We start from the raw sequence: 24543 nt of genomic DNA, 5'->3' as shown, positions 1-24543 counted from the left end.
GCAAGGGCCTATAGCTCAGACGGTTAGAGCGCTTCCCTGATAAGGAAGAGGCCACAGGTTCAAGTCCTGTTAGGCCCACCACCGCGAAGAGCCCGGAGTGATCACTCCGGGCCCTTCGGCGTTTTCGTGATCGAGCCGCATCCGGTACGCTCTGTGTGCAGCGCGGGCCTATAGCTCAGACGGTTAGAGCGCTTCCCTGATAAGGAAGAGGCCACAGGTTCAAGTCCTGTTAGGCCCACCGCCACGAGGGGCCCGGAGTGATCACTCCGGGCCCCTCGGCGTGTTCCCGGGGCGGCCGGACCGCACGGCAGGAGGTGTGTCGTCAATCCTCCGACCGGGCCGCCGGGTTGAAGCACCGGTGGCTGGTCACGATTGGGACACCGGTGTGTATCATCGGCCGCAAGGGCAGTCCGGCACCCGACCGCCCGGTTCGCGCTCGAAACACAACTGGACTCGTCGGCCCGGTCAGCCCGGCCGGAGCACCGGCTCTTGAGTCCACCAACGCAAGAAGGACGAGGTCCCGCGGTGAAGAAGCTCCTCCTGGTCGCCCTGGTCGCCCTCGGCGGCTTCTTTGTCTACCGTCAGGTCCAGGCGGACCGCGCCGAGCAGGACCTGTGGACCGAGGCCACCGACCCGGTCCCGGCCGGTCGCTGAGCCCGGACGATCTGACGATCGCCGAACTTCGGAGGCCCTGATCGGCGCCTCCCGAACCGGTCGGTCCGGTCACACGACCGGGCCGGCCGCCCCTTGGGGATGTCACCGCTCCAAGGGGACGGCGCTGGGAATCGCGCCGGAACCCGGTACGCTGGTGGCCGTCGGCACGGGATGTGCCGTCGAGGGGCATTAGCTCAGTTGGTAGAGCGCTGCCTTTGCAAGGCAGATGTCAGGAGTTCGAGTCTCCTATGCTCCACAGCGCCTGAACGGCGGCCGACCTGTTCTCCAGGTCGGCCGCCGTTTCGCTTCTGCGCCGGGCCCTAAGCCTGCGGGCCGTCGTCCTCGGTGGGTTCCACCGATTCGGCCGCGTCCTGCGGGGTGATGCCGTTCAGCGGGGCGGTGGTGGGGTGCGCGCCGGCCGGCTCCCGGGACTCCGGGGCCGGAGGCTCGACCAGCCACTCGGGGTTGCTGTGCCGGCGCCACCACTGCCAGGCGACGACGCCGCCGGCGATCGCCAGCACGCCCGCGACCGCGAGGCCGGTGGACCGGCCGCCGCGGCACCGGGCCTTCTTGGCGTTCCGGGCGGCGAGCCGGCTGATCTCGGCGGCGCTGACGTTGCCCTGGAGGGCGGTCAGCGCCGCGGCGCCGCGGGTCTGGGCCTCCTGGGCGACCGGGGACACCGCGGCGCGGGCGTCCCCGACGACGTGGGCGACCCGCGGGCCGACCGTGGCACGCGCCTGATCAGCGGCCCGGCCGGCGGAGTTGCGGGCCGCCAGCGCGGCCTCCTGAGCCCGGTGGAGGGCTTTCAGGGCGTTCTGCTGGGCCTCGGGGGGAAGGCTGGCGAAGGCATGGCCGAACTGCGGGGCGACGTGCTTGTCGTAGTGGCCACGGAGGTGGTGGGCGGCCTCAGAGGCCTTCGGCCCGAGCGCGTCAAAGGTGGGCCCGAGGCGCTGCTTGGCGCCGTCCGCGAACTGCACGGCGGTGTCCCGGGTCCGGGTGGCCGTCTCACGGGCCGAGTCCGAAAAGCTCACGAGTCTCTCCTCCTGGGTGGCGTCCTTTATTCCACCTATCCACCTGAATGCTGATCATGCATCCTGATTTGTCCGTCGGCACCCCGGGCTGGGCCGGGCGGGGGCCCGGGGGGTCGGAGGTGGCTGGTGTGGTCGGAGTGGCTGGTGTGGGCCGGGCGAGGCCCGGAGGAGCGGGTGTCGCAGTAGGCTGGCGGCTCCGGTGGTCGGGTACGGGAAGGGGCGAGCGCTGATGCTCCCGGACGAGCCGCGGCAGTCGGCCGGACCGTCCCCGGAGGGCGGGCCGCCCGGTTGCTACCGGCATCCGCAGACCGCCACCGGGATCGCCTGCGCCCGGTGCGAGCGTCCGATCTGCCCGCAGTGCATGGTGGCGGCCTCGGTCGGCTTCCAGTGCCCCGAGTGCGTCGGGGACGGGCACGCCGGAACGCGCCGGGCGACCACCCGCTTCGGCGGCGCGCTGACCCCGGACGGCGGGCTGGTCACCCGGGTGCTGGTCGGGATCAACGTGGTGGTCTGGGTGCTGGCCGCCTACGTGCTCAAGCCGAGGCTGGGGGAGGTCTGGTCGCTGGCCAGCGCCGGGCGGGACGTCGGGGGCGGTCCGTACGGCATCGCCGACGGGCCCGGCCAGTGGTACCGGCTGGTGACCGCCACCTTCCTGCACCTGGAGTGGTGGCACATCGGGACGAACATGCTGGTGCTGCTCTGGCTCGGCCCGCCGCTGGAGGCGGCGCTCGGCCGGTTGCGCTTCCTGGCCCTCTACCTCGTCGCGGGCCTCGGCGGCAGCACCTTCGCCTTCCTGGTGGCCGGCGACTGGATGAACTCGCTGGGCGCCTCGGGCGCCGTCTTCGGCCTGATCGGCGCCACGATCGTGATGCAGCTGCGGAACAGGGGAGCGCTCGGCCCGGCGGTGGCCTTCCTGGTCTTCAACCTGGTGGTCACCTTCTCCCGCCCGACCATCGACTGGCGCGCGCACCTCGGCGGCCTGGCGCTGGGCGCACTGACGGCTTTCGGCCTGATGTACGCCCCGCGCGGACGCCGCACCCTGGTGCAGGGGCTGGCCCTGGCCGGGGCGGTGGCCGTGGAGGCGGCGATGCTGTGGATCGGGATGGCCCTCTACGGCGGGTGACGCCCCGGACGATTGTCCACAGCCGTCCACAGCGGGTGGGGGGTTGTGCACAGGCTGTGCGACGGCCGTCCTATGGACTGGTGTTCTACGCGCGTCCTGCTGTGCGGATCCCTCGCCCCACGGGAGTCGCGCAGGGCTGCGGCCACTCGCGGTCGGAAAGGTTATCCACAGGCTGTGGGGAGTTTTCCCCAGTGTGGATAACCATGTGGATAAGACCGACTGTCTGATGGTGGGGATAACCGCCGCCGCTCCGGGCCGCATCCGGGCACGCCGAACCGCCGCTCCGGGACCCGCGATCCGAAGCGGCGGAGGACGGCTCGAACCCGTACTTCAGGAGGGGCGGAGCGTCACTTCCACTGGGTGGAGACGCCGAACCCCGCCGCGATGAAGCCGAAGCCGACCAGGATGTTCCAGTTCCGCCAGCTCTCGACCGGGTAGCTGCCGCTGGTCACGTAGTAGGTGACGATCCACACCAGGCCGATCAGGAACAGTGCCAGCATCAGCGGCGCGACCCAACCACGGCCCGAACTGATCTTCACCGTGGCCGTCGTCGGCGGGGTGTAGTCGGACTTCTTGCGGAGTCGAGACTTCGGCACGAGGAGCTCTCCTGTCGATGCGCTGTGAGACCGCGCAGAGGTGCAGCGGGCGAGACGCCGACGGTGGTCGTGGAGCGCTCAGGGACCGCTCCCCCACCTGCCACCGGCGTCCGTTAGCGTAGTGGCTCGGCGGGTCTCCAGGAGATAAGGGTACGGTGACTAATTTGTCGATTCCTCCCGGGAGGGCCGGTACCCGCCGCTCCGGCATCCGAATTGTCGGACGTGCCCTGACGTGCGCGGTGTTCGCGCTGGCCGGCCTGCTCTTCTACGTCAGCGCCCAGACCGCCCGGGGCACCGACCTGCGGACCGACAACTCGCTGCTCAGCCTCGGCGACGTGATCCGCCAGCGCAGCTCGCAGAACCAGCAGGCGCAGGCCCAGCTGGCCGACCTCCAGGCCCGGGCCCAGGACCTCACCGAACAGCAGGCCAACAGCCCCGCCGACGCCGCGCAGCTGGACGGCCTGCGGCGCGGAGCGGCCCTGGAGCCGCTGCAGGGCGGCGGCCTGACCGTCACCCTCAACGACGCCCCGCCCAACGCCACGGCGCGCATCCCCGGCGTCCCCGAGCCGGGCGTCAACGACCTGGTCATCCACCAGCAGGACATCCAGGCCGTGGTCAACGCGCTGTGGCGGGGCGGCGCCGAGGGGGTACAGGTGATGGACCAGCGGTTGACCTCCACCAGCGCGGTGCGCTGCGTGGGCAACACCCTGCTGCTCCAGGGCCGGGTCTACTCCCCGCCGTACGTGGTCAGGGCGGTGGGCCGGACGGACGCGCTGCGGGCCGCCGTCGAGGCGGACCCGGCCATCCGCAACTACCTGCAGTACGTCCAGGCGTACGGCCTGGGCTGGAAGGTCCAGGAGAGCGGCGACCTCACCCTGCCCGGATACTCCGGCACCGTCGACCTCCGGTCGGTGGGAGGCCAGTAAGGGTCGAGTGGCGGACCGGCCTCGCGGCTGTGGATACCGGGTCTACTCTTGTCCCCAGTCCGCTACGTCGAGGGAGCACCATGTACGGCTGGATCTGGCGTCACCTCCCGGGGAACACCCTGATCCGGGCCGTCATTTCGCTGCTCCTGATCCTGGGGATCGTCTACCTCCTCTTCACCTACGTCTTCCCGTGGGCGGAACCGCTGCTCCCCTTCGGTGACGTCACAGTGGACGGCGGCGACGGAGCCGCGGCCGGCTGACCCGGCGGGCCCGGCAGTTCCCCCATGCACCGCACCCACGGAGACCACGCGCGAATGACCACCCAGCCGACCCCGCCCCGCATCCTGGTCGTGGACAACTACGACAGCTTCGTCTTCAACCTGGTCCAGTACCTGTACCAGCTCGGCGCCACCTGCGAAGTGGTGCGCAACGACGAGGTGACCGTCGAGCACGCCGTCCGCCGGTCGGGGGAGGAGGGCTTCGACGGGGTGCTGCTCTCCCCCGGGCCGGGGGCGCCCGAGGAGGCCGGGGTCTGCATCCGGATGGTGCACCACTGCGCCGGGATCGGGCTGCCGGTGTTCGGCGTCTGCCTGGGCCTGCAGTCGATCGCGGTCGCGTACGGCGCGGTGGTCGACCGGGCGCCGGAGCTGCTGCACGGCAAGACCTCGCTGGTCGAGCACGAGGACGGCGGGGTGTTCGAGGGCCTGCCCTCGCCGCTGACCGCGACCCGCTACCACTCGCTGGCCGTCGAGCCGGCCACCGTGCCCGACGAGCTGGTGGTCACCGCCCGCACCGGGAGCGGCGTGATCATGGGCCTGAGGCACCGTGAACTGCCCGTCGAGGGCGTGCAGTTCCACCCCGAGTCGGTGCTGACCGAGGGCGGGCACCGGATGCTCGCCAACTGGCTGGCGGAGTGCGGCGACCCGCACGCCGTGGACCGGTCGGCCGGGCTCGCCCCGGTGATCGGCCGGGGCTGAGCGGCGTGACCGCGGTGCGCCCGGAGGGGCGTTACCAGCCGGGGGCCGGATCCGACGGCGGCACCGGGCAGTACAGCACCGGGCAGTACAGCACCGGGCAGTACGGCGGCGGGCAGCAGGGCGGCGCGCCGTACGACGGGGGCGCGGCCGACGGGCCGTACCCGCGGCAGTACCCCGTCCAGGGCGCGCCCGAGGACGCCTGGGGCGTGTACGAGCAGGCCGGGGAGCCCGCCGAGGGCGGCCCCGAGTACCCGTGGCTGCCCGACCAGACCCTCCAGCTGCGCCTGCCCGCCGACGGCGGCGAGCCGGCCGCGGAACCCGCTGCGCCGACCGGCGGCCGGGCCGAGCGCCGGCGGGCCGCCCAGGGGCGGACCTCGGTGCGCTCGGGCGGCGGACGGCGGCGGGCGAAGGGCCGGGCCGGCGGGCGGACGCGGCCCAGGGAGTCCGTGGTCGTGCTGGGCGCCCGGTTCGTCGGCGAGCTGTGCATCACGCTCGGCGTGGTGATGCTGCTGTTCGTCGCGTACCAGCTCTGGTGGACCAACGTGCAGGCCGACGCGGCCGCCAGCAGCGCCCGCGACCAGTTGGAGCAGCAGTTCGACGCGGCCCAGGGGCCGGCCCAGCCGGGACAGCCGGCGCCGGACCCGAACAAGCCCGAGGCGTTCGCGCCCGGCAAGGGCTTCGCCATCATCTACCTGCCCAAGCTGGGGCTGAAGTTCCCGATCGCCGAGGGCACCGACAAGTCGGCGGTGCTCGACAAGGGCCTGGTCGGCCACTACACCAACACCGGGATGCCGGGCGACAAGGCGAGCAACTTCGCGCTGGCCGCGCACCGCAACACCCACGGCGAGCCGTTCCGGTACATCAACCAGCTGACCAAGGGCGACAAGGTCGTCGTGGAGACCGCCACCGCCTACTACACCTACGAGATCACCGGCGGCATCCCCGAGACCTCGCCCAGCAACGTGAGCGTGATCAAGCCGGTGCCGAACGGCTCCGGTTACACCGGCCCCGGCCGCTACATCACGCTGACCACCTGCACGCCGGAGTTCACCTCCAAGTTCCGGCTCATCCTCTTTGGCAAGATGACCGAGGAACGGCCGCGCAGCCAAGGCAAGCCGGCCGCGATCACGGGCGGATAGCCGCCCGCAGGCCCGTTCGGAGGGGGAGCACCGCAGATGCAGGACGACGGGACCGCAGGGCCGGCCGGGCCGGCCGGGCCGGACCGGGAAGCCATCCCCCCGACCGGGCACGGCGCCCAGCCGGACGGCGGGGGCGCGGCGCGGCGCGGTCGGAGCCGGGCGCTGGCCGCGCTCGGCGTCTTCGGTGAGCTGCTGATCACGGCGGGCGTGGTGCTCGGCCTGTTCGTGGCCTACTCGCTGTGGTGGACCAATGTGGAGGCGGACCGCTCCTCCTCGGCCGCCGCCGACAAGCTGCGCGGCTCCTGGGCCGCGGGCCCGACCCCCGGACCCCGGGCCGCGCCCGGCGCCACCCCCGCGCCCGGCGGCCCCGCGGCGGCGCCGGCGATCGGGGACGACGTGGGCTTCCTGCACGTCCCCGCGATGGGCGGGGACTTCCAGGTGCTGATCCGGATGGGCACCTCCACCGACATCCTGGACGAGGGCGTGGCGGGCGTCTACGAGCAGCCGTACAAGGCCGCGATGCCCTGGGCCCAGGCGGGCAACTTCGCGCTGGCCGCCCACCGGGACGGCCACGGCGCCAAGTTCCACGACCTGGACGCCGTCCACCGGGGCGACGCGATCGTGGTGGAGACCAAGGACAAGTGGTACGTCTACAAGGTCGACAACACGCTGCCGGAGACCTCGAAGTACGACACCGGCATCGTCGCGCCCGTCCCGACCGGCTCCGGCTACACCGCTCCGGGCCGCTACATCACCCTGACCACCTGCACCCCGGTGTACACCTCCCGGTACCGGATGGCGGTCTGGGGGAGCCTGGTGCGGGTGGACGACATGGACGCCGACCGCACTCCGCCGCCGGAGCTGCGGCACTCCTGACGCTCCGGGAACGGCCCGAGGGCCCGTCGCGATCACCGCGACGGGCCCTCGGGCGTTGCTGCTGGTCGTTGCTGCTCGGGGTGACCTGCCCTCAGATCCAGGGGAACCAGGGCTTAGTGGTCGTTCCCCCCTTTGGGGCTGGGGGGTGTGGAGAAGGGGTCCCCCCCTTTGGTCGGATCGGCCGCCCGGGTGAACAGCTGGACCTGGGTGTTCGGGTCCAGCTGGCTGCCGGCGCCCGGGTTGGTCATCTGGACGATCGCGTTCGGGTCCGGGGGGCCGACCACGGTGTAGCTCAGGCCGGCCTTCTGCAGCTGGGTGATGGCGTCGGACAGCTTGACGTTCTGCAGCGGCGGGACGGTCGCCTTGTCCGGCGCCTTGTAGACGGTCAGCGAGATCTTGGTGCCGGCCGGGACCTTGGTGTTGGGCGCGACGGACTGCGAGGCGACCGTGTTGACCTTGGTCGGGTCGGTGGTCGGCGTGGTCTTGGAGGCGTCGACCTGGAAGCCGGCGTTCTGCAGCTGGGACTGCGCGTCCTCCTTCTGCGCGCCCACCACGTTCGGAACGGTCTGCTTGGACTTGCCCTGCGACACCGTCAGCTTGATCGGGGCGGTCGGGTCGGCGTTGCCGTTCGCCGGCGGGTCCTGGGCGGTGACGGTCTCCTGGGGAGCGGTGTCGTCGTCCTTGTACTCGGTGGTGACGTTGGTGAAGCCGGCGTCGGCGAGCGCCTTGGTGGCCTGGTCCTTGGTCTTGCCGACCACGTTCGGCACCTGCGCCTTGGCGGGGCCGGAGGAGAGCTGCACCGTGACGGTGGCGTTCTCGGCGGCCTGGCCGCCCGCCGCCGGGTTCTGGGTGCAGACCTGGTCCTTCTTGACGTTGGCGTCCGGGCAGGCGATCTTGTCGCCCTCGGTCACCACGAGCTTGGTGCCCGCGGCCGTCTTGGCCTCGGCCAGGCTCTTGCCCACCAGGTTCGGCACGGTCACCTTCGGGGTGTCCTTGCCGCCCTTGTCGCTGAACATCGCCTGGGCCACGAAGAAGGTGCCGACCAGGACCAGCACGGCGGCCACCGCCAGCACGATCCAGGAGGTGCTGCTCTTCTTCGGCCGGTCCTCGCCGCGCCGGCCGCCGCCCTGGCCGTAGCCGTCGTGGCCGCCGCCGGCCGGGGCACCGGCGTAGGTCTGGCCGTAGCCGTCGTCCTGGTAGCCGCCCTGCCCGTAGCCGGGCTGCCCGGAGGTCTGCGGCAGGACGGTGGTCGGGCCGCCGCCGGGCTGCTGGGGCAGCACGTTGGTCTGGCCGTACGGGTCGTGCTGCTGCGGGTAGCCGTTCTGGTCGTAGCCGTATCCGGCACCCATGCCGTAGGCGGCGGCCTGCTGGGCGGCGGCGACCGGGAGGCCGTCGAGGAAGCGCTCGATGTCGTCGCGCATCTCGTCGGCGGTCTGGTAGCGGTAGTCGCGGTCCTTGGCGAGCGCCTTCAGCACGATCGCGTCGACCTCGGGGCGCACCTCGGGGTCGAAGACGGACGGCGGCTGCGCCTCCTCCCGCACGTGCTGGTAGGCCACCGCGACGGGGGAGTCGCCGATGAACGGCGGGCGCACGGTCAGCAGCTCGTAGAGAAGGCAGCCGGTGGAGTACAGGTCGGAGCGGGCGTCGACCTGCTCGCCCTTGGCCTGCTCGGGGGAGAGGTACTGGGCGGTGCCGATGACGGCCGACGTCTGGGTCATGGTCATCCCGGCGTCGCCCATCGCGCGGGCGATGCCGAAGTCCATCACCTTGACGTTGCCCTGCCGGGTCAGCATCACGTTGGCCGGCTTGATGTCCCGGTGCACGATCCCGGCCCGGTGCGAGTACTCCAGGGCCTGGAGGATGCCGATGGTCATCTCCAGAGCCCGCTCGGGCAGCAGCCGGCGGCCGGAGTGCAGCAGCTCGCGCAGCGTCGACCCCTCGACGTACTCCATCACGATGTACGGGATGGAGATGCCGTCGATGTAGTCCTCGCCGGTGTCGTACACGGCGACGATCGCGGGGTGGTTCAGGGACGCCGCCGACTGTGCCTCGCGGCGGAACCGGGCCTGGAACGACGGATCCCGGGCCATGTCGGCCCGGAGCGTCTTCACTGCGACGGAACGGCCGAGCCGGGTGTCATGGGCGAGGTACACCTCGGCCATGCCGCCGCGCCCGAGGACGCCGCCGAGCTCGTACCTGCCGCCTAGGCGACGAGGCTCTTCCATAGTTCCGACCCTCTCCCTCACCCGCCGGTGAGGTTGTGACGTAGGTGTCCCCGCACGCTCTGGGTGACGCCGCGCGCGCTCCGGCCGGTTCTCCGGTCGGGCCGTGCGCGGCCTCGCGGGCGGCAACGGGCACACCCGCTGCTGGCGGATACGCTACCGGTCGCACCCCACCGGACCGGAGTCAGCCGTCGGCCGATACCAGACCGGTATCCGGAAGGGGGTGCCGATCGTGACATTCGCCTCACCCTCGGCGGCGCCGGCCTACTTGCCGAGGGCGGCCTGCATCACCGCCTTGGCGATCGGGGCCGCGAGGCGGCCGCCGCTGATGCCGTCGCGGTTCTCGGAGCCGTCCTCGACCACGACCGCGACCGCGACCGACTGGCCGTCCGGGGTCTTCGCCCAGGAGGTGAACCAGGCGTACGGCAGCGCGGAGTTGTTCTCGCCGTGCTGGGCGGTGCCGGTCTTGCCGCCGACCTGCAGCCCCGGGATCTGGGCGTTCTTGCCGGTGCCGTCCTGGACCACCGAGACCATCAGGTCCTGCATCTTCTGCGCGGTGGCCGGGCTCATCGCCTGGGAGAACTGCTTCTCGGTGTGCTTGGAGATGGTGGTCAGCGAGGCCGAACGCTCCGAGTCGACCAGGTACGGCTGCATCAGGCTGCCGTTGTTGGCGATCGCGGCGGAGACCATGGCGACCTGCAGCGGGGTGGCCCGGGTGTCGTGCTGGCCGATCGAGTCCTGGGCGGTGCCGTCCAGGCTGGCGCTGTTCGGGAAGACGCTCTTCTCGGCCCGGACCGGGGTGTCGATGGTGCTGTTGAAGCCGAACTTCTCGGCCTGCGCCCGCATCTTCTCCTTGCCCAGGTCCGCACCGATCTTGGCGAACACCGTGTTGCAGGACTGGTCCAGCCCGGACTTGACGGTGGCGTTCTCGCAGCGCTCGTTCGGGCTCTCGTTCTTCAGCGGGGTCTGGGTGCCGGGCAGGATATACGGCTCAGGGGTCGACGTGGTGTCGTCGATGCTCTGGAACATGCCGTTCTCGAACGCGGCGGTCGCGGTGACCAGCTTGAACGTCGAGCCGGGCGGATAGGTGTACTTCAGCGCCCGGTTGTCCATCGGCTTGTTCGGGTCGGCGTTGAGGGCCTTCCAGGCGTCGGTGTCGTCGTTGCCGGCGATGGTGCCCGGGTCGTAGGACGGGGTGGAGACCAGGGCCAGGATCGCGCCGGTCTTCGGGTCGAGCGCGACCACCGCGCCCTTCTTGTCGCCCATGGCGTCGAAGGCGGCCTTCTGGACCTTGGCGTTGATGGTCGTGACGACGTCGCCGCCGCGCTTCTGCTCGCCGGTCAGCATGTCCAGGGTGTTGCGGAAGAACAGCCGGTCGTCGGTGCCGGAGAGGACGCCGTCCTCCAGGTTCTCCAGCCCGTTGGAGCCGAAGGCCTGCGAGGAGTAGCCCGTCACCGGCGCGTACATCGGGCCGTCGACCCAGGAGCGCTTGTACTTGTAGCGCAGGCCGTTCACGAAGTCCGACTTCGTCACCGGCTGGCCGCTGACGATGATGTTGCCGCGCGGGTGGGCGTAGCGGTCGTACAGCTGGCGCTTGTTGTTCTTGTTGGTCGCCAGGGCGTCGGCCTGGACGCCCTGCACCCAGTTGGTGCGCACCATCAGGGCCAGGATCAGCACGAGGCAGAAGATCGAGACCCGGCGGATCGGCTTGTTCATCGGACGGGTCCTCCCTGGCCCTCGGTGGCCGGGGCCGGTTCGACCCCGGGTCGGCGGGCGCTGTCGCTGATCTTCAGCAGGATCGCGACCAGCGCCCAGTTGGCGACCACGGACGAACCGCCCTGGGCGAGGAACGGCATGGTCATACCGGTCAGCGGGATCAGCCCGGTGACCCCGCCGGCCACGACGAAGACCTGCAGCGCCATCGCCGAGGAGAGGCCGACGGCGAACAGCTTGCCGAACGGGTCCCGGGCGGCGATGGCGGTGCGCAGGCCGCGCTGCACCAGCAGGGCGTACAGCAGGAAGATCGCCATCAGCCCGGTGAGTCCGAGCTCCTCGCCGAAGGAGCCCAGGATGAAGTCGCTCTTCGCGGCGAAGTTGATCAGCCAGGAGCGGCCCTGGCCCAGCCCCGAGCCGGTCACCCCGCCGGAGCCGAGCGCCATCAGGGACTGGCCGATCTGCTCGGTGGAACCCTTGGGCGGGTTCGGGGAGAAGGCGGCCATCGGGTCGAGCCAGGCGTCGATGCGGACCTTCACGTGGCTGGTGGTCATGGCGACCGCGACCGCGCCGCCGACCGACATCAGCAGGCCGAACAGGATCCAGCTGGTCCGCTCGGTGGCGACGTAGAGCATCACCACGAACAGGCCGAAGAACAGGAAGGACGTGCCGAGGTCGTTCTCGAAGACCAGGATCAGCAGGCTGAGCAGCCAGGTGACGACGATCGGTCCGAGGTCGCGGCCGCGCGGCAGGTACAGGCCCATGAAGCGGCGGCTGGCCAGCGCCAGGGCGTCCCGCTTGACCATCAGGTAGCCGGAGAAGAACACGGTCAGGACGATCTTGGCGAACTCGCCGGGCTGGATGGAGAAGCTGCCCATCCGGATCCAGATCTTGGCGCCGAAGTCCTCCGCCCGGGCCGGGAAGAAGGCCGGCGCGGCGAGCAGGACCAGCGCCACCACCATCGAGATGTAGGTGTAGCGCTGGAGCACCCGGTGGTCCTTCAGCAGGACCATCACGCCGATGAACAGCGCGACCCCGAGGGCCGACCAGACCAGCTGGTTCTTCGCGGCCGGGAAGTTGCCGCTGAGCAGCTTCCCCGCCTTGTCGAGCCGCCAGATCATCACCACGCCCAGCCCGTTCAGCAGGGTGGCGATCGGCAGCATCAGCGGGTCGGCGTACGGCGCGAAGCGGCGCACCAGCAGGTGGGCGACCAGCGCCAGCGAGCCCATTCCGAGGCCGTAGCCGAGCATCCCGGCGGGCAGCTCGGAGTCCATCGCCAGGCCCACGTTGGCGTACGCCAGCATCGGCAGCAGGACGGCGAAGGCCAGCAGCGCCAGCTCGGTGTTGCGCCGGTTCGGCGCGCCCTGGAGGGAGATGGTGGTGTTGCCGCGGCGGCGGGGCACGACACGGCCGGCCGCCGCCCGGCGTCGGCCGCCGGCGCGGCCGGTGTCGCCGCTCAGGTTGTAGCTGCTCACGTGGTGACCGCTCCCTGACGGCCGGCCGGCCCGCTGCGGGGGGACCTATGTCGGATCACGGACGTCACTGCTTCGGGCAGGATTCGGCCCGGCTGCGGTCCTCGTCGCTCAGCTGGGGCGGCTGGGCCTGCTCGCTCGGGGAGCCGGCCGCCGGCGCGGTGGCGTTCTGCGACGGGGCGGGCGTGCCCGGGACGGCCGTGCCCGGGGTGGCCGGGCTCGGCGTGGTGGTCGGGGCCGGGGTGGTCGGGGCGGCGGCGCCCGGGGCGCGCGGGGTCTTCTCCTTCTCGCCCGGGACGGCCGGGGTGGCGGCCACGAAGGAGGCCTGGGCGGCCTGGGTCGCCTGGGCCTGCTGCGTCGGCTGGGCGCCCTGCGGGGCCCCCGCGGTGGCGAGGCCGGCGACCTTCTGGCACAGCTGGGCCCAGCCCTTGAGATCCTGCACCGTCGTGTCCGCGTCCTTGCGGCTGGCGACGGAGATGGTCTTGTTCACGTGGGCGAGCTGGTCCTGCGGCAGCCACTTCAGCGGGATGTCGGCGTACCTGGTGTCCACCGAGGACAGGCTCAGCCCGGCCAGGTTCTGGTTGATGCCCTGGTAGAGCGCGACGTGGTCGCCGTCCGCGCCGATGTAGTACTGGTCCTGGGTCCACTGGTAGCCGAAGTACCCGACGCCGCCGAGCAGCCCGAGCGTGACCAGGACGGCCAGCGGGACCGTCAGGCCCCGGCGCTTGCGCTTGGCGGGCTGGTCCTCGTCGAAGTCCTCGGTGCCGTACACCGAGGGCTCGGCGGAGCCGTAGCCGTACCCGCCCTCGTAGCCCTCGGCGGGGCCGAAGCCGCCGGGACCGGCGCCGTAGCCCTCCTGGTAGCCCTCGGCCGGGCCGAAGGCGCCCTGGGGGCCGCGGCCGAGGCCCGCGGCACGGCCGGCGGGGGTGTCGGCGATCGAGCGGTCGGCGGCGGCGGAGGACGGCGGGGCGTCGGCGACCGCGCCGACCACCACCGGGACGTCGTTGAACTGGCCGCTCATGGTGTCCGTGGCGCCGACGTCGATGACGTCCGCCACGATGCAGGTGATGTTGTCCGGACCGCCGCCGCGCAGGGCGAGCTGGATCAGCTCCTGCACGGTCTGCTCGGGGGAGTAGAAGCTGCCGAGGGTGTCCTGGAGGGTCTGGTGGCTGACCGGGCCGGAGAGGCCGTCGGAGCAGATCAGGTAGCGGTCGCCGGCCCGGACCTCGCGGATCGACAGGTCGGGCTCGACCTGGCCGCGGCCGTCCAGGGCCCGCATCAGCAGCGAGCGCTGGGGGTGGGTCTCGGCCTCCTCGGGCGTGATCCGGCCCTCGTCGACCAGGCGCTGCACCCAGGTGTGGTCCTGGGTGATCTGCACCAGGGAGCCGTCGCGCAGCAGGTAGGCCCGGGAGTCGCCGACGTGCACCAGGCCCATCCGCTGGCCCGTCCAGAGCATGGCGGTCAGGGTGCAGCCCATGCCCTCCAGCTGCGGGTCCTCCTCGACCATCTGCCGGAGCCGGTCGTTGGCGCCCTGGACGGCGTCACCGAGGAGGGTCAGCAGGTCGGCGCCGGGCACGTCCTCGTCCAGTCGGACGATCGAGCCGAGCACCTCGGAGGACGCGACCTCGCCGGCCGCGGCGCCGCCCATGCCGTCGGCCACGGCCAGCAGCCGCGGCCCGGCGTAGCCGGAGTCCTCGTTCCCCTCCCGGATCAGTCCCTTGTGGGAGCCGGCGGCGAAGCGCAGCACCAGGGTCATGCGACCTGTGCCCCCCTCTGGGTCTTGGACGGGATGCTTGCCCTCATGCGCTACTACTTCCGCAGTTCGATGACGGTCCTGCCGATACGGATCGGCGTGCCCGGCTGGAGCGGGGTGGGCGCGGTCAGGCGCTGCCGGTCCAGATAGGTGCCGTTGGTGGAGCCTAGATCCTCGACCGTCCACTGCCCAGTCTGATCCGGATAGATCCTGGCATGCCGGGAGGACGCGTAGTCGTCGTCGAGCACGATGGTGGAGTCGTGCGCGCGGCCCAGCGTGATGGTCTGGCCCTGCAGCGCGACGGTCGTCCCGGCCAGCGAGCCCTGCACCACGACGAGCTGGGTCGGAGCGCCCCGGCGGCGGCCGCCGCCGCCCTGGGTCTGGCCCGCGGCGGACCCCCCGGCGGGGGCCTGGCGACCGGCGGCCGGGGCGGCGGCGGCGCCCGGTGCGGCGCCGGCACCGCGGCGGGAGGTGCGGGGGTTCACCTTGGTGCCGAACAGGTCGCTGCGGATCACCTGGATCGCGACGATGACGAACAGCCACAGCACGGCGAGGAAGCCCAGCCGCATGACCGTGAGGGTCAGTTCTGACATGACCGTCCCGCCAGTCGGTGAGCGAGGCGCGCGAACAACTCGGACACTACCCTTCGACCTGCCGGTAGACGATGGTGGTGGAGCCCACGACGATTCGGGAGCCGTCGCGGAGCGTAGCGCGCTGGGTGTGCTGCCCGTCCACCACGATGCCGTTCGTGGACCCCAGGTCGAGCACCATCGAAGGGGTGCCGGGTCGGATCTCGGCGTGCTTGCGGGAGACCCCGGGGTCGTCGATCCGCACGTCCGCCTCGGTCGAGCGGCCGAGTACGCAGGCCGCGCCGGAAATCTGGTGGCGGGCGCCGTTCACCTCGATCCAGCGGCGGACCGAGGCGCCGTGCCCCGCACCGGGGAAGGCGCGGACGTTGCCGCCGACCGGCTGGGCCGGGGGCACCGCGGGGGGCGCGGCCGGCGGCGGGGGCGCGTCGTACTGCCCGGCGCCGCCCTGCTGCCACGGCGCGCCGGGGGCCGGGGCGGCCGGTTGGCGGTCGTAGCCGGGCTGCGGCGGGGCGTACTGCTGGGGCTCCTCGGCCGCCAGGGTGCGGCTGCGCACCCGGTACAGGCCGGTGTCCAGGTCGTCGGCCTTCTCCAGGTTCACCTGGAGCGGGCCCATGAAGCTGTACCGCTGGGCCTCGGCGTACTCGCGGACCATGCCGGCGAGCTCGGTGCCGAGCTGGCCCGAGTAGGGGCTGAGCCGCTCGAAGTCGTGCGGGCTGAGCTCGACGATGAAGTCGTTCGGCACGACGGTGCGGTCGCGGTTCCAGATGCTCGCGTTGTTGTCGCACTCGCGCTGCAGGGCACCGGCGATCTCCACGGGCTGGACCTCGGACTTGAACACCTTCGCGAAGGTGCCGTTGACGAGACCCTCCAGTCGCTGTTCGAACTTCTTCAGCATCCCCATGGGGCACCCCCTTCCAGGGTTCGTTCGCCTGCCTGCCGACCTCGTCCCTCCGTGGAGCGTTCCTCCGGGGGGTCGGTCGCGCCTACTTGCGGTACTTCCGTACTGATCGTATCCACGCCGGGCCCTTCCGTACGGTTCCCGGACCGCGTCGTGCCCGGGGGTGGGCTCGGACACACAGGGTGACGCATTCCGGGTAGGGGACGCCAGGTGCGCCGGTCGGAGCCGTTCCCCTCCTTCGTCCATCCGTTCGTCGCGCACCCGTTCGGATGCGGTCGGTCTCCCCCGGATACGGATTCGGAGCTCCCGCCGGGGCCGTGCTACTGTTTTCCACGTCGGAAGGGCCGCCCGGAAGGGAAGCCGGACCGAGGAAGTGCGAAGGTCACATGGTACCGAGCACCTCCGAGGGAAGGTCGGCACAGAAGGCAACACCCATGCGCGGGTGGCGGAATAGGCAGACGCGCTGGATTCAGGTTCCAGTGCCCGAAAGGGCGTGGGGGTTCAACTCCCCCCTCGCGCACAGCGAAGCCCCGCAGATCTTCGGATCTGCGGGGCTTTCTCGTTGTCGGGGCCTTCTCGTCGTCCCGGGCGGCGGCCGGGTCAGGAGCGGGTGTCGGGGAGCTCCGCGCGGACCTCGAAACCGCCGTCCTCGGTGGGGCCGGCGGTGAGGGTGCCGCCGAGCAGCTGGGCCCGCTCGCGCAGGCCGACCAGTCCGTGGCCGCCGCCCGGCAGGGTCTCCGACGGGCGGACCGGCGGCGCCTCGTTGCGGATCTCGACCCGCAGCCGGTGGCCCTCGGCCCGCACCCGCACGTGCACCACCGCCGCCGGGGCGTACTTGGTGATGTTGGTGAGCGCCTCCTGGACGGTGCGGTAGGCGGCCCGCTCCACCGCCTCCGGCCAGGGGCGGTCGCCGGGGTCGAGCTCGGCCTCGGCGGTCAGGCCGCTCTCCTCGACCAGCCGGGGCAGGTCCGCCAGCCGCGGTTGCGGAGCGAGCGGGGCGTCCGGCAGCGGGCCGCCGGTGCCGCGCAGCACCCCGACCATCTGGCGCAGCTCGTCCAGGGTCCGGACGGACAGCTCGCGGATGGTGCGGGCGACCGTCGCGGCGGCTGGGTCGGCGGTGCTCACCTGGAGCGCGCCGGCCTGGATGCTGATCAGGCTGACCTGGTGCGAGACCACGTCGTGCATCTCGCGGGCCAGCCGGCCGCGCTCGCTCATCAGCACCCGCTCGGCGAGCAGCCGGCTCTCCCGTTCCTGGCCGCGGGTCAGCTCCTCCAGGCGGGCGGCCAGCTCCCGGCGGGTGCGGGCGAGCAGTCCGGTGGCGGCCGGACCGGCGGCCAGCATCACGGCCTGGATGGCGTCCAGGGCGGTGGCCCGGCTCAGGTCGATCAAGGTGTCGGGCAGCGGCCAGTGGAAGAAGGAGACCAGGGTGAAGAGGATCCCGCAGGGGATCAGCAGCCGGGGGCGCGGGCGTTCGACGGCCACCGTGTAGACGGCGGTGATCGGGGCCAGCCAGATGAACTCGACCCAGCTGCCGGGCATGGTGAGCAGGAACACCGCCACCGGGAAGCGACGGCGCCAGAACAGCGCGACGGCGGCCAGCGCGGACAGGGACAGCTGCCACCAGGTGGCGTTCCGGGCCACCAGCGCGGTGTCCATCAGGGAGTAGAGGACGGGCAGCAGCAGCATCAGCCAGGGCGCGGTGCACCAGGCCGGCAGCCGACGGGGCGGCGGCTGGTCGACGGCCGTCATGCCCCGTCGCCGGGTTTGGGCCGCACCAGGCCAGCGCGGTGGGCGAGCACGGCGGCCTGCACCCGGTTGGCGGCGCCGAGCTTGCCGAGGATCGCGCTGATGTGGTCCTTGACCGTCCCGGTGCCGAGGAAGAGCCGGTCGGCGATCTCGGCGTTGGACAGGCCCTCGCCGAGCAGGGCGAGCACGTCGAGCTCCCGGCCGGTGAGGGTGCGGGCCAGCGCGGTGGCCTCGGCGTCCGGGCCGCCGCCGTCCACGTAGCCGCCGATCACGGTGCGGGTGACGGTCGGGGAGAGGATGTTGCCGCCGGCCGCGAGCACCCGGACGGCGTGCACCAGCTGCTCCGGCGCGGTGTCCTTGAGCAGGAAGCCGGCCGCGCCGGCCCGCAGCGCGGTGCCGATGTACTCGTCGGTGTCGAAGGTGGTGAGCATCGCCACGGCGGGCGGGTCGGGCAGGGCGCGCAGGCGGCGCAGCACGGAGATGCCGTCGAGGTCCGGCATCCGGATGTCGAGCAGCACCACGTGCGGACGCAGGCGCTGGACGTGCTCCTCGGCCTGCCCGCCGGAGCAGTCGCCGACCACCTCGAGGTCTGGCGCGGAGCCGACGATCAGGCCCAGGCCGGAGCGGACCAGGATCTCGTCGTCGACGATCAGCACGCGGGTGGTGGTGATGGTGCCTCCTCGGTTCGGGCGGCCGGGTCGGGGCGGTCCGCGTGGGTCCCTTCGAGCTTCGAGAGTAGGGGTAGGGGCAGTGGGGTGCCGAACGCATGGGGGGTTCCCGACCCCCGCCGTTCGGCGGGGGTGGGAATCCGCTACCCGGTTCACGTAATTCTCAGGAACGGTGGGCAACCATGGAGTTGGCTGCCTTTTTCCGGCCTACCGCTCTCCCCGTGGGCGGCCGGTGGGCGGGGGCGGCCGGTCAGTCCGTCGGGCCCGTGCGGGCGCCCGGCGCCGGGCCGTGTTGCGGATGCGCCCCACCATCTGATCGTTTGGAATTGAGCTGTGTCGTCCACTGTGAAGCCGGAGCCGTCCGCCGCGACCGCCGAGCCCCGGCCCGCCGGGCTGCTCGAGCGCTGGCGGCCGAGGGCCGCCGTGGCCTCGGTCTGGTACCTGCGCCTGCTGGCGGTGCTGAACCTCGCCACCGTGCTGCTGGTGCCGTGGGGCAACCAGGTCACGGAGCACAACGAGGGTGAGTACTTCACCCCGTACCTGATGACCTCGGGCCTGGCGGCCGCGGTGCTGTCGGTGTTCCTCGCCATCGCGATGCGGCGCCGCAAGCGGGCCGCGTGGATCTTCAACACGGCGCTCGGCGGCGTGTTCGCGCTGCTCTACCTGGCGGCCATGGTGCTGCCCGACGAGCGGTTCCACCGGCACCCGCTCAACTACGTCTCCACCGTGCTGACCTGCCTGTTCGTGCTGGCGCTGCTGATCGGGCGCAAGGAGTTCACGTCCAAGGGCGACCGCTCCAACCCGATGACCGCGGCGGCCACCTTCGTCGGCGGGCTGGTGTTCGGCGGGGTGCTCGGCGCCCTGCTGGTCTGGCTGACCAACGAGCTGAGCGGCGCGCAGTTCTGGGACCTCTTCCGCTACTCGGTCGGCCGGATGATCACCATCACGCCGTCCGAGCACCTGCGCTCGGTGATCTCCGCGCCGACCTGGGTGAACGCCGTCATCAACGCGATGGGCGCGGTGCTCTTCCTGCTGGTGCTGTACGTGGCCTTCCGCAGCCCGCGCGGCAAGGAACTGCTCACCCCGGAGGACGAGGCGAGGCTGCGGGCGCTGCTGGACAAGCAGGGCGAGCGGGACTCGCTGGGCTACTTCGCGCTGCGCCGGGACAAGGCGGTGGTCTTCTCCCCCAGCGGCAAGGCGGCCGTGACCTACCGGGTGATCGGCGGCGTCTCGCTCGCCTCGGGCGACCCGATCGGCGACCCGGAGGCCTGGCCGGGGGCGATCGACGCGTGGCTGTCCGAGGCCCGCGAGCACGCCTGGGCGCCGGCCGTGATGGGCGCCTCCGAGGAGGCCGGCGTGATCTACGCCCGGCACGGGCTGGACGCGCTGGAGCTGGGCGACGAGGCGATCGTCGAGCTCGACGAGTTCTCACTGGACGGCCGCGCGATGCGGGTGGTGCGGCAGGCGTACAACCGGGTCAAGCGGGCCGGGTACACGGTCCGGATCCGCCGCCACGAGTCCATCTCCGAGGAGGAGATGGCGCAGCTGGTGGCCAAGGCAGACGAGTGGCGCGACGGCGCGACCGAGCGCGGTTTCTCGATGGCGCTGGGCCGGCTCGGCGACCCGGCCGACGGCCGCTGCGTGATGCTGGAGTGCCACGACGGCAGCGGCGAGCTCGCGGCGCTGCTGAGCTTCGTCCCGTGGGGCCCGGACGGGCTCTCGCTCGACCTGATGCGCCGGGCCAGGGACACCGAGAACGGCCTGATGGAATTCATGGTGATCGAGCTGCTGCAGCGCGCCGAGGAGGTGGGGCTGAAGCGGGTCTCGTTGAACTTCGCGATGTTCCGCTCGGTCTTCGAGCGCGGTTCGCGGCTGGGCGCGGGCCCGGTGCTGCGGCTGTGGCGTTCCGTCCTCGGGTTCTTCTCCCGCTGGTGGCAGATCGAGTCGCTGTACCGCGCGAACGCCAAGTACCGGCCGATCTGGGAGCCGCGCTACCTGCTCTTCGAGAAGAGCAGCGAGATTCCCCGGATCGGCATCGCGAGCGCGCGGGCCGAGGGATTCATCGTCGCGCCGAGCTTGCCCGCACTGTTCCGCCGCCGGCATTCCGGGACCGCCGTGGCGGCCTCCCGGGCGCCGGTGGCGGCGCGGGACGGGAAGGGGTAGCCCTCCGTCGGGGGGCGGAGGGGGCCACTCGGTCGGATGGGGGATCCGGTGGGGGGATGGTTCTCCCCCCTGAGGATGACCTCGATCCCCATCCATGCCGATGTGCCTTTGTTAACCGGCTTCTAATGTTGGAGTAGTCGAGAATCTCGGGGATTCAGGAGAAACGGTTGTGAATCACAGGACCCACGCGGGGGGCGTGCGGAAGGGGCCGCTGGCACTAGCCGGTGCGGCCGCTGTCGCCGAGTGGGGAACGCTGTACGCGATGGTCCGGGACGCGGTGGCGCGAAAGAAGTTCGCCGCGTTTCCGCTGGCCACCGCGGCGACGTTTCTGATCCTGCTGTTCAGCGTCGTCCAGCACCTGCCGGGCGGTGAGCGTTTCGTCAACAACATCGGGGTGGTGCGGGCGGCGCTGCCGCTGGAGGTCTCGCTGCTGCGGACACCGCTGTCGTTGTACGTGCCGGCCCTGGACCTGCCGGTGTGGGGGGCGCTGGCCCAGGTGTTCGTGGTCTTCGCGATCGCCGAGGTGGTGCTCGGCCGGCGGATGACCCTGGTGGTCGCCTACGCGTGCACCCTGACGGGCACGCTGTTCGCCCGGGTCGGGGTGGCGGTCGGGCCGGGCCACCTGTTCGGCTTCCCGAAGTGGGTGGCCTACGTGCGGGACACCGGGCCGTCGGCCGCGGTGGTGGCGCTGGCGATCTGCATCGCGTTCCGCTGCCGGGCCTGGTTCACCGCCGCGCTGGTGGTGGCGCTGATGGTCGGTGAGGCGGTCGTGCTGCCGAACCTGGCCGGTCTGGAGCACGTGGTCGCGGTGATCACCGCGCTGCTGATCGCCGTCTCGGTCGAGGTCTTCGGCGACTTCTGGCCCCGGGTGCTGGCCGGGGTGGGCGCGGCCACCTCGGTGGCCGCGGTCGCGTCCCGGGAGGTCGCGGTGGAGGCCGGGCGGCGTGGCTCGGCGGGGGCCGTCATCCCGTGAGCCGACCGCTCGCCGGGGGGGCGGCGGCCGTCAGGAGCGGGGTAGCGGGAGCTCGAACCAGACGACCTTGCCCACGGCCTTGCGGGCGGTGCCCCAGCGTTCGGCGAGCTTGGTGACCAGGGTGAGGCCGCGGCCGGTCTCGCCGAGCTGCTCGGCCGGCTCCAGCGAGGGCAGGTTGTGGTTGTCGTCGCTGACCTCGACCAGCAGCTTGTCGACCCGGATCAGCTGGAGCTGGACGGTGTCCCGGGCGACCCGGACGGCGTTCGTGACCAGCTCGCTGACCAGCAGCTCGGTGGTGTCGCTGAGCGCCTCCAGGTGCCAGGCGGACAGCTGCTCGCGCACCAGGGAGCGGGCCCGGCGGACCTCGCGGTGGTCCACCGTGAGGTCCCAGGTGGCCACCTCGGAGGGGGCTACGCCGTCGAAGCGGGCGACCAGCAGGGCGACGTCGTCCTTGCGGTCGTCCGAGTGCAGCCGCCGCAGCACCTCGTCGCAGGCCTGCTCGGGGCTCTGCTGCGGGTCGATCAGGTTGCCGCACAGCGCGGCCAGGCCGGCTCCTATGTCCCCGCCCCGCACCTCGACCAGGCCGTCGGTGCACAGCACCAGCATCGAGCCGTCCGAGACGTCGATGGTCTTGGCGACGAACGGCACCCCGCCGACGCCGATCGGCGCGCCGGCCGGGATCTCCAGCAGCTCGCCGGAGCCGTCCGGGTGCACCAGGACGGGCGGGACGTGCCCGGCGCTGGCCAGCTCGCAGGTCCGGTTGATCGGGTCGTAGACCGCGTACAGGCAGGTCGCCAGATGGTCGTCGCCGAGCTTGTGGGCCAGGTTGTCCAGGTGGCGCAGCAGCTGGCCGGGCGGGAGGTCGAGGGCGGCGAGGGTCTGCATCGCGGTGCGGAAGCGGCCCATCGCGGCGGCCGAGTGGATGCCGTGGCCCATCACGTCGCCGACCACCAGGGCGACCCGGCTGCCGGGCAGCTGGATCGCGTCGAACCAGTCGCCGCCGACCTCGGCCTTCGGGTCGCCCGGCAGGTAGCGGTGGGCGATCTGCACGCCCGGGATCTGCGGCGGGCGGGTCGGGATCATCGAGCGCTGGAGGGTGGTGGCGACCCGGGCCTCGGCGCGGTGCAGCCGGGCGTTGTCCAGCGACAGCGCGGCCCGCACCGCCAGCTCCTTGAGGGTGGCGGCGTCGCTCTCGTCGAAGGGGGCGCGGTCCGGCAGCCGGAGCAGCTTCAAGATGCCCAGGACGGTGCCGCGGGCGGACAGCGGCACCACCAGCATCGACCGGCCGGAGACCACCGGGGCCAGCCGGGCGCTGCCGAGCGCGATCGCGTAGTCCACCGCGACGTCGTCGCTGATCACCGGGACCAGCACCGGCTGGTTCAGCTGCAGGGCCATCCCGGGCGGGGTCCGGCGGGGCATGCTGACCAGCGAGCCCTCGGAGAGCACGTGGTCCCAGGCGCCGCCGGTCTCGTTGAAGACCAGGGCGACCCGGCGCAGCATGGTGTCGTCGTCCGGCCGGGCGACCGGCAGCTCCGAGTCCGAGATCAGCCCGTCCACCAGGTCCACGCAGGCGAAGTCGGCGACCCGGGGGACCAGCACCTGGCACAGCTCGCGGGCGGTGAAGCCGAGGTCCAGGGTGGTGCCGACCTTGCCGCCGACCTCGTTCAGCAGGGCCAGCTGTTCGCCGGCCTGCCCGTTGGTGAGGAACGGGCCCAGGCGGCCGCCCGCGGAGCACTCGGCACCGGCGGGGGCGGGGACGGCGCCGGGCGGGGCCTGCCCGGTGCGGCGGGGCGGGAGGCCGTCGGCGGACGGCTCGACGGCGGCCTGCTGCTCGATGGTGACGCCTCCTCCGGTGGGCGGGGGTCCCGGTCGGCCGGTGGCCGGGGGAGGGAAGGACGGGGCGCCGGCGGTCCGGCCGCCGACCGCGGCGGGGCGCTGGGCCGGTGCGGGCTGCTCGAGCCGTTCGGGCGGTTCAAGCTGTTCAAGCTGTTGAGGCCGCTCGTACGGCTCCCGCTGTCCGGGTGCGGCGGCCTCGCGCTGGACGGGCAGCGGGCCGGACGGGCGGCGGCCCGGCGCGGACTGCTCGGACTGCGGCGGCGGACCGAGCCGGGCGGCGCGCTGCTGGGGCGTCGGGTAGCGGCGGCCGAGGCCGGCGGCCGCGTGCGCGGTGCCGGTCTGCGGGTCGGAGGGCAGCACCGGCAGCACGGTGGCCTGGTCCAGCCGCAGGGCGGGCAGCCCGCCCTGGGCCACCGCCTCCAGCAGCCGCGCGCGGTGGGCGGCGGGCAGCAGCCGGGCCAGCGGCTCGGGCAACCCGCCGACGGCCGGGGTGAGCGTCGCGGTCAGCCCGTGGAAGCCGCCCCGGGCGGCGGGCGCGGCGGAGAACGGCAGCAGCCGCTCGCCGAGGGCGAGCCGCGGGCCGGTGGTGCGCAGCGGACGGGCGTCGGCGGCCAGGGCGAGCAGCCCGCCGGACGGGCCGGGCACCGGATAGGCCCACCAGAGCACGTCGCGCTGGTGCTCCTCGCGGTCGTGCACGGTCAGCCGGCCGGCCCACGGGCGGCCGTCGGCGGTCAGCTCGGCCAGGGTGTCGAAGGCGTCGCAGCGGCGCCGCACGGCGCAGCGGCCCACCACCCGGGACTCCAGGGCGGGCAGCAGGCCGGAGGCGGGGCGGTCGGTGGCGGCGTCGGCGCGGTGTCCGAACAGCTCCTCGGCGGCCCGGCTCCACTGGGCGATCCGTCCGGCCCGGTCGACCACGACGAGGGCGAGCCGGACCAGGGCGGCCACCCCGCCCGGGGGATCACCCGGCGAGGTCTCGGCGCCCGCCGAACGCGGTGTGGAGTTGGACTCGGCCACCATGGATTCGGTCTGCTCCCGCCTGGCCGCCGCGCCTCGAGGCGGCCGTCTCTCCGGAGGAAGGCACGCTGTGCGGGTACCAGCGAAGCACGGACCGGGCCGGGCCCGACACCGAAACGGGGAGATTCATCAGGATCGGTTGCGTGTCGGGTGCCGCGCGCCGGTTCGTACCG

General features: G+C 72.5%; 20 protein-coding genes and 4 tRNA genes. 13 read left to right on the top strand and 11 right to left on the bottom strand.

Translation table 11 applies throughout. The features are described 5' to 3' along the window. Positions 1 to 4 precede the first annotated feature (4 nt). The 4 genes from ACZ4WV_RS11200 to ACZ4WV_RS11185 all read left to right on the top strand — a co-directional run bounded on the left by ACZ4WV_RS11200 (position 5) and on the right by ACZ4WV_RS11185 (position 910). Positions 5 to 81 (top strand) — tRNA-Ile (locus ACZ4WV_RS11200). A gap of 83 nt (positions 82 to 164) precedes the next feature. Further along, positions 165 to 238, top strand: a tRNA-Ile gene (locus tag ACZ4WV_RS11195). Positions 239 to 525: 287 nt separating this feature from the next. Beyond that, positions 526 to 654: a DLW-39 family protein gene (locus tag ACZ4WV_RS11190; RefSeq protein ID WP_014137031.1), complete on the top strand. Its 129-nt coding sequence runs from the start codon at positions 526 to 528 to the stop codon at positions 652 to 654. A 183-nt stretch (positions 655 to 837) separates the two neighbouring features. After that, positions 838 to 910, top strand: a tRNA-Ala gene (locus ACZ4WV_RS11185). A gap of 64 nt (positions 911 to 974) precedes the next feature. On the opposite strand, the gene ACZ4WV_RS11180 is transcribed toward ACZ4WV_RS11185, so the two are convergent. After that, positions 975 to 1685, bottom strand: coding sequence for a DUF5324 family protein (locus ACZ4WV_RS11180; RefSeq protein ID WP_465745130.1), 711 nt, complete (start codon positions 1683 to 1685; stop codon positions 975 to 977). Between the two features lie 229 nt (positions 1686 to 1914). Between ACZ4WV_RS11180 and ACZ4WV_RS11175 the strand changes: the two genes are divergently transcribed. Beyond that, positions 1915 to 2808 (top strand): rhomboid family intramembrane serine protease, encoded by an 894-nt coding sequence (locus ACZ4WV_RS11175; RefSeq protein WP_465745128.1) that lies wholly within the window; start codon positions 1915 to 1917, stop codon positions 2806 to 2808. Positions 2809 to 3155: 347 nt separating this feature from the next. On the opposite strand, the gene crgA is transcribed toward ACZ4WV_RS11175, so the two are convergent. Then, positions 3156 to 3404, bottom strand: coding sequence for a cell division protein CrgA (gene crgA, locus ACZ4WV_RS11170; protein WP_465745126.1), 249 nt, complete (start codon positions 3402 to 3404; stop codon positions 3156 to 3158). Between the two features lie 170 nt (positions 3405 to 3574). Here crgA and ACZ4WV_RS11165 point away from each other — a divergent pair, with 170 nt between their 5' ends. The 5 genes from ACZ4WV_RS11165 (at position 3575) to ACZ4WV_RS11145 (ending at position 7322) form a co-directional block, all read left to right on the top strand. Then, positions 3575 to 4330, top strand: coding sequence for a DUF881 domain-containing protein (locus tag ACZ4WV_RS11165; RefSeq protein ID WP_465745296.1), 756 nt, complete (start codon positions 3575 to 3577; stop codon positions 4328 to 4330). Positions 4331 to 4410: 80 nt separating this feature from the next. Further along, positions 4411 to 4590, top strand: a complete 180-nt coding sequence (locus ACZ4WV_RS11160) for a hypothetical protein (RefSeq protein WP_465745124.1) — start codon at positions 4411 to 4413, stop codon at positions 4588 to 4590. A 54-nt stretch (positions 4591 to 4644) separates the two neighbouring features. Next, complete coding sequence (locus ACZ4WV_RS11155; RefSeq protein WP_465745122.1) at positions 4645 to 5307, top strand: aminodeoxychorismate/anthranilate synthase component II; 663 nt, start codon at positions 4645 to 4647, stop codon at positions 5305 to 5307. A gap of 5 nt (positions 5308 to 5312) precedes the next feature. Next, positions 5313 to 6446 (top strand): class E sortase, encoded by a 1134-nt coding sequence (locus tag ACZ4WV_RS11150; RefSeq protein WP_465745120.1) that lies wholly within the window; start codon positions 5313 to 5315, stop codon positions 6444 to 6446. Between the two features lie 36 nt (positions 6447 to 6482). Further along, a complete protein-coding gene (locus ACZ4WV_RS11145) occupies positions 6483 to 7322 on the top strand; it encodes a class E sortase (RefSeq protein ID WP_465745118.1) in 840 nt (279 codons plus the stop codon). Positions 7323 to 7435: 113 nt separating this feature from the next. On the opposite strand, the gene pknB is transcribed toward ACZ4WV_RS11145, so the two are convergent. The 6 genes from pknB to ACZ4WV_RS11115 form a co-directional block, all read right to left on the bottom strand. After that, the gene (pknB, locus tag ACZ4WV_RS11140; protein WP_465745116.1) at positions 7436 to 9547 is read right to left on the bottom strand and encodes a Stk1 family PASTA domain-containing Ser/Thr kinase; all 2112 of its coding nucleotides are present in this window, start codon (positions 9545 to 9547) and stop codon (positions 7436 to 7438) included. A 261-nt stretch (positions 9548 to 9808) separates the two neighbouring features. Continuing rightward, positions 9809 to 11260: a peptidoglycan D,D-transpeptidase FtsI family protein gene (locus ACZ4WV_RS11135; RefSeq protein WP_465745114.1), complete on the bottom strand. Its 1452-nt coding sequence runs from the start codon at positions 11258 to 11260 to the stop codon at positions 9809 to 9811. Then, a complete protein-coding gene (locus ACZ4WV_RS11130) occupies positions 11257 to 12660 on the bottom strand; it encodes an FtsW/RodA/SpoVE family cell cycle protein (protein WP_465745294.1) in 1404 nt (467 codons plus the stop codon). Before ACZ4WV_RS11130 ends, ACZ4WV_RS11135 begins: the two co-directional genes overlap by 4 nt. A gap of 136 nt (positions 12661 to 12796) precedes the next feature. Further along, complete coding sequence (locus tag ACZ4WV_RS11125; protein ID WP_465745111.1) at positions 12797 to 14485, bottom strand: PP2C family protein-serine/threonine phosphatase; 1689 nt, start codon at positions 14483 to 14485, stop codon at positions 12797 to 12799. Between the two features lie 53 nt (positions 14486 to 14538). Next, entirely contained in the window at positions 14539 to 15075 is a 537-nt protein-coding gene (locus tag ACZ4WV_RS11120; RefSeq protein WP_465745109.1) for an FHA domain-containing protein FhaB/FipA, read from the bottom strand. Positions 15076 to 15121: 46 nt separating this feature from the next. After that, entirely contained in the window at positions 15122 to 15973 is an 852-nt protein-coding gene (locus tag ACZ4WV_RS11115) for an FhaA domain-containing protein (RefSeq protein WP_465745107.1), read from the bottom strand. Between the two features lie 433 nt (positions 15974 to 16406). Here ACZ4WV_RS11115 and ACZ4WV_RS11110 point away from each other — a divergent pair. Continuing rightward, positions 16407 to 16490: transfer RNA gene (locus tag ACZ4WV_RS11110), tRNA-Leu, on the top strand. Positions 16491 to 16570: 80 nt separating this feature from the next. On the opposite strand, the gene ACZ4WV_RS11105 is transcribed toward ACZ4WV_RS11110, so the two are convergent. Further along, positions 16571 to 17719 (bottom strand): sensor histidine kinase, encoded by a 1149-nt coding sequence (locus ACZ4WV_RS11105; RefSeq protein ID WP_465745105.1) that lies wholly within the window; start codon positions 17717 to 17719, stop codon positions 16571 to 16573. Next, entirely contained in the window at positions 17716 to 18366 is a 651-nt protein-coding gene (locus ACZ4WV_RS11100; RefSeq protein WP_350739515.1) for a response regulator transcription factor, read from the bottom strand. Before ACZ4WV_RS11100 ends, ACZ4WV_RS11105 begins: the two co-directional genes overlap by 4 nt. A 351-nt stretch (positions 18367 to 18717) precedes the next feature. Here ACZ4WV_RS11100 and ACZ4WV_RS11095 point away from each other — a divergent pair, with 351 nt between their 5' ends. Together ACZ4WV_RS11095 and ACZ4WV_RS11090 are read left to right on the top strand one after the other, a co-directional pair. Then, the gene (locus tag ACZ4WV_RS11095) at positions 18718 to 20547 is read left to right on the top strand and encodes a phosphatidylglycerol lysyltransferase domain-containing protein (protein WP_465745103.1); all 1830 of its coding nucleotides are present in this window, start codon (positions 18718 to 18720) and stop codon (positions 20545 to 20547) included. Positions 20548 to 20716: 169 nt separating this feature from the next. Then, a complete protein-coding gene (locus ACZ4WV_RS11090) occupies positions 20717 to 21520 on the top strand; it encodes a hypothetical protein (RefSeq protein ID WP_465745101.1) in 804 nt (267 codons plus the stop codon). Positions 21521 to 21550: 30 nt separating this feature from the next. Here the strand turns inward: ACZ4WV_RS11090 and ACZ4WV_RS11085 are convergent, their stop codons facing one another. Continuing rightward, positions 21551 to 24373 (bottom strand): ATP-binding SpoIIE family protein phosphatase, encoded by a 2823-nt coding sequence (locus ACZ4WV_RS11085; protein WP_465745099.1) that lies wholly within the window; start codon positions 24371 to 24373, stop codon positions 21551 to 21553. Positions 24374 to 24543 lie beyond the last annotated feature (170 nt).

The organism is Kitasatospora sp. NPDC029312 (assembly GCF_055569215.1).
Note: the sequence above shows the minus strand (reverse complement) of the source record. Positions and strands in the feature narration are given on the sequence as shown.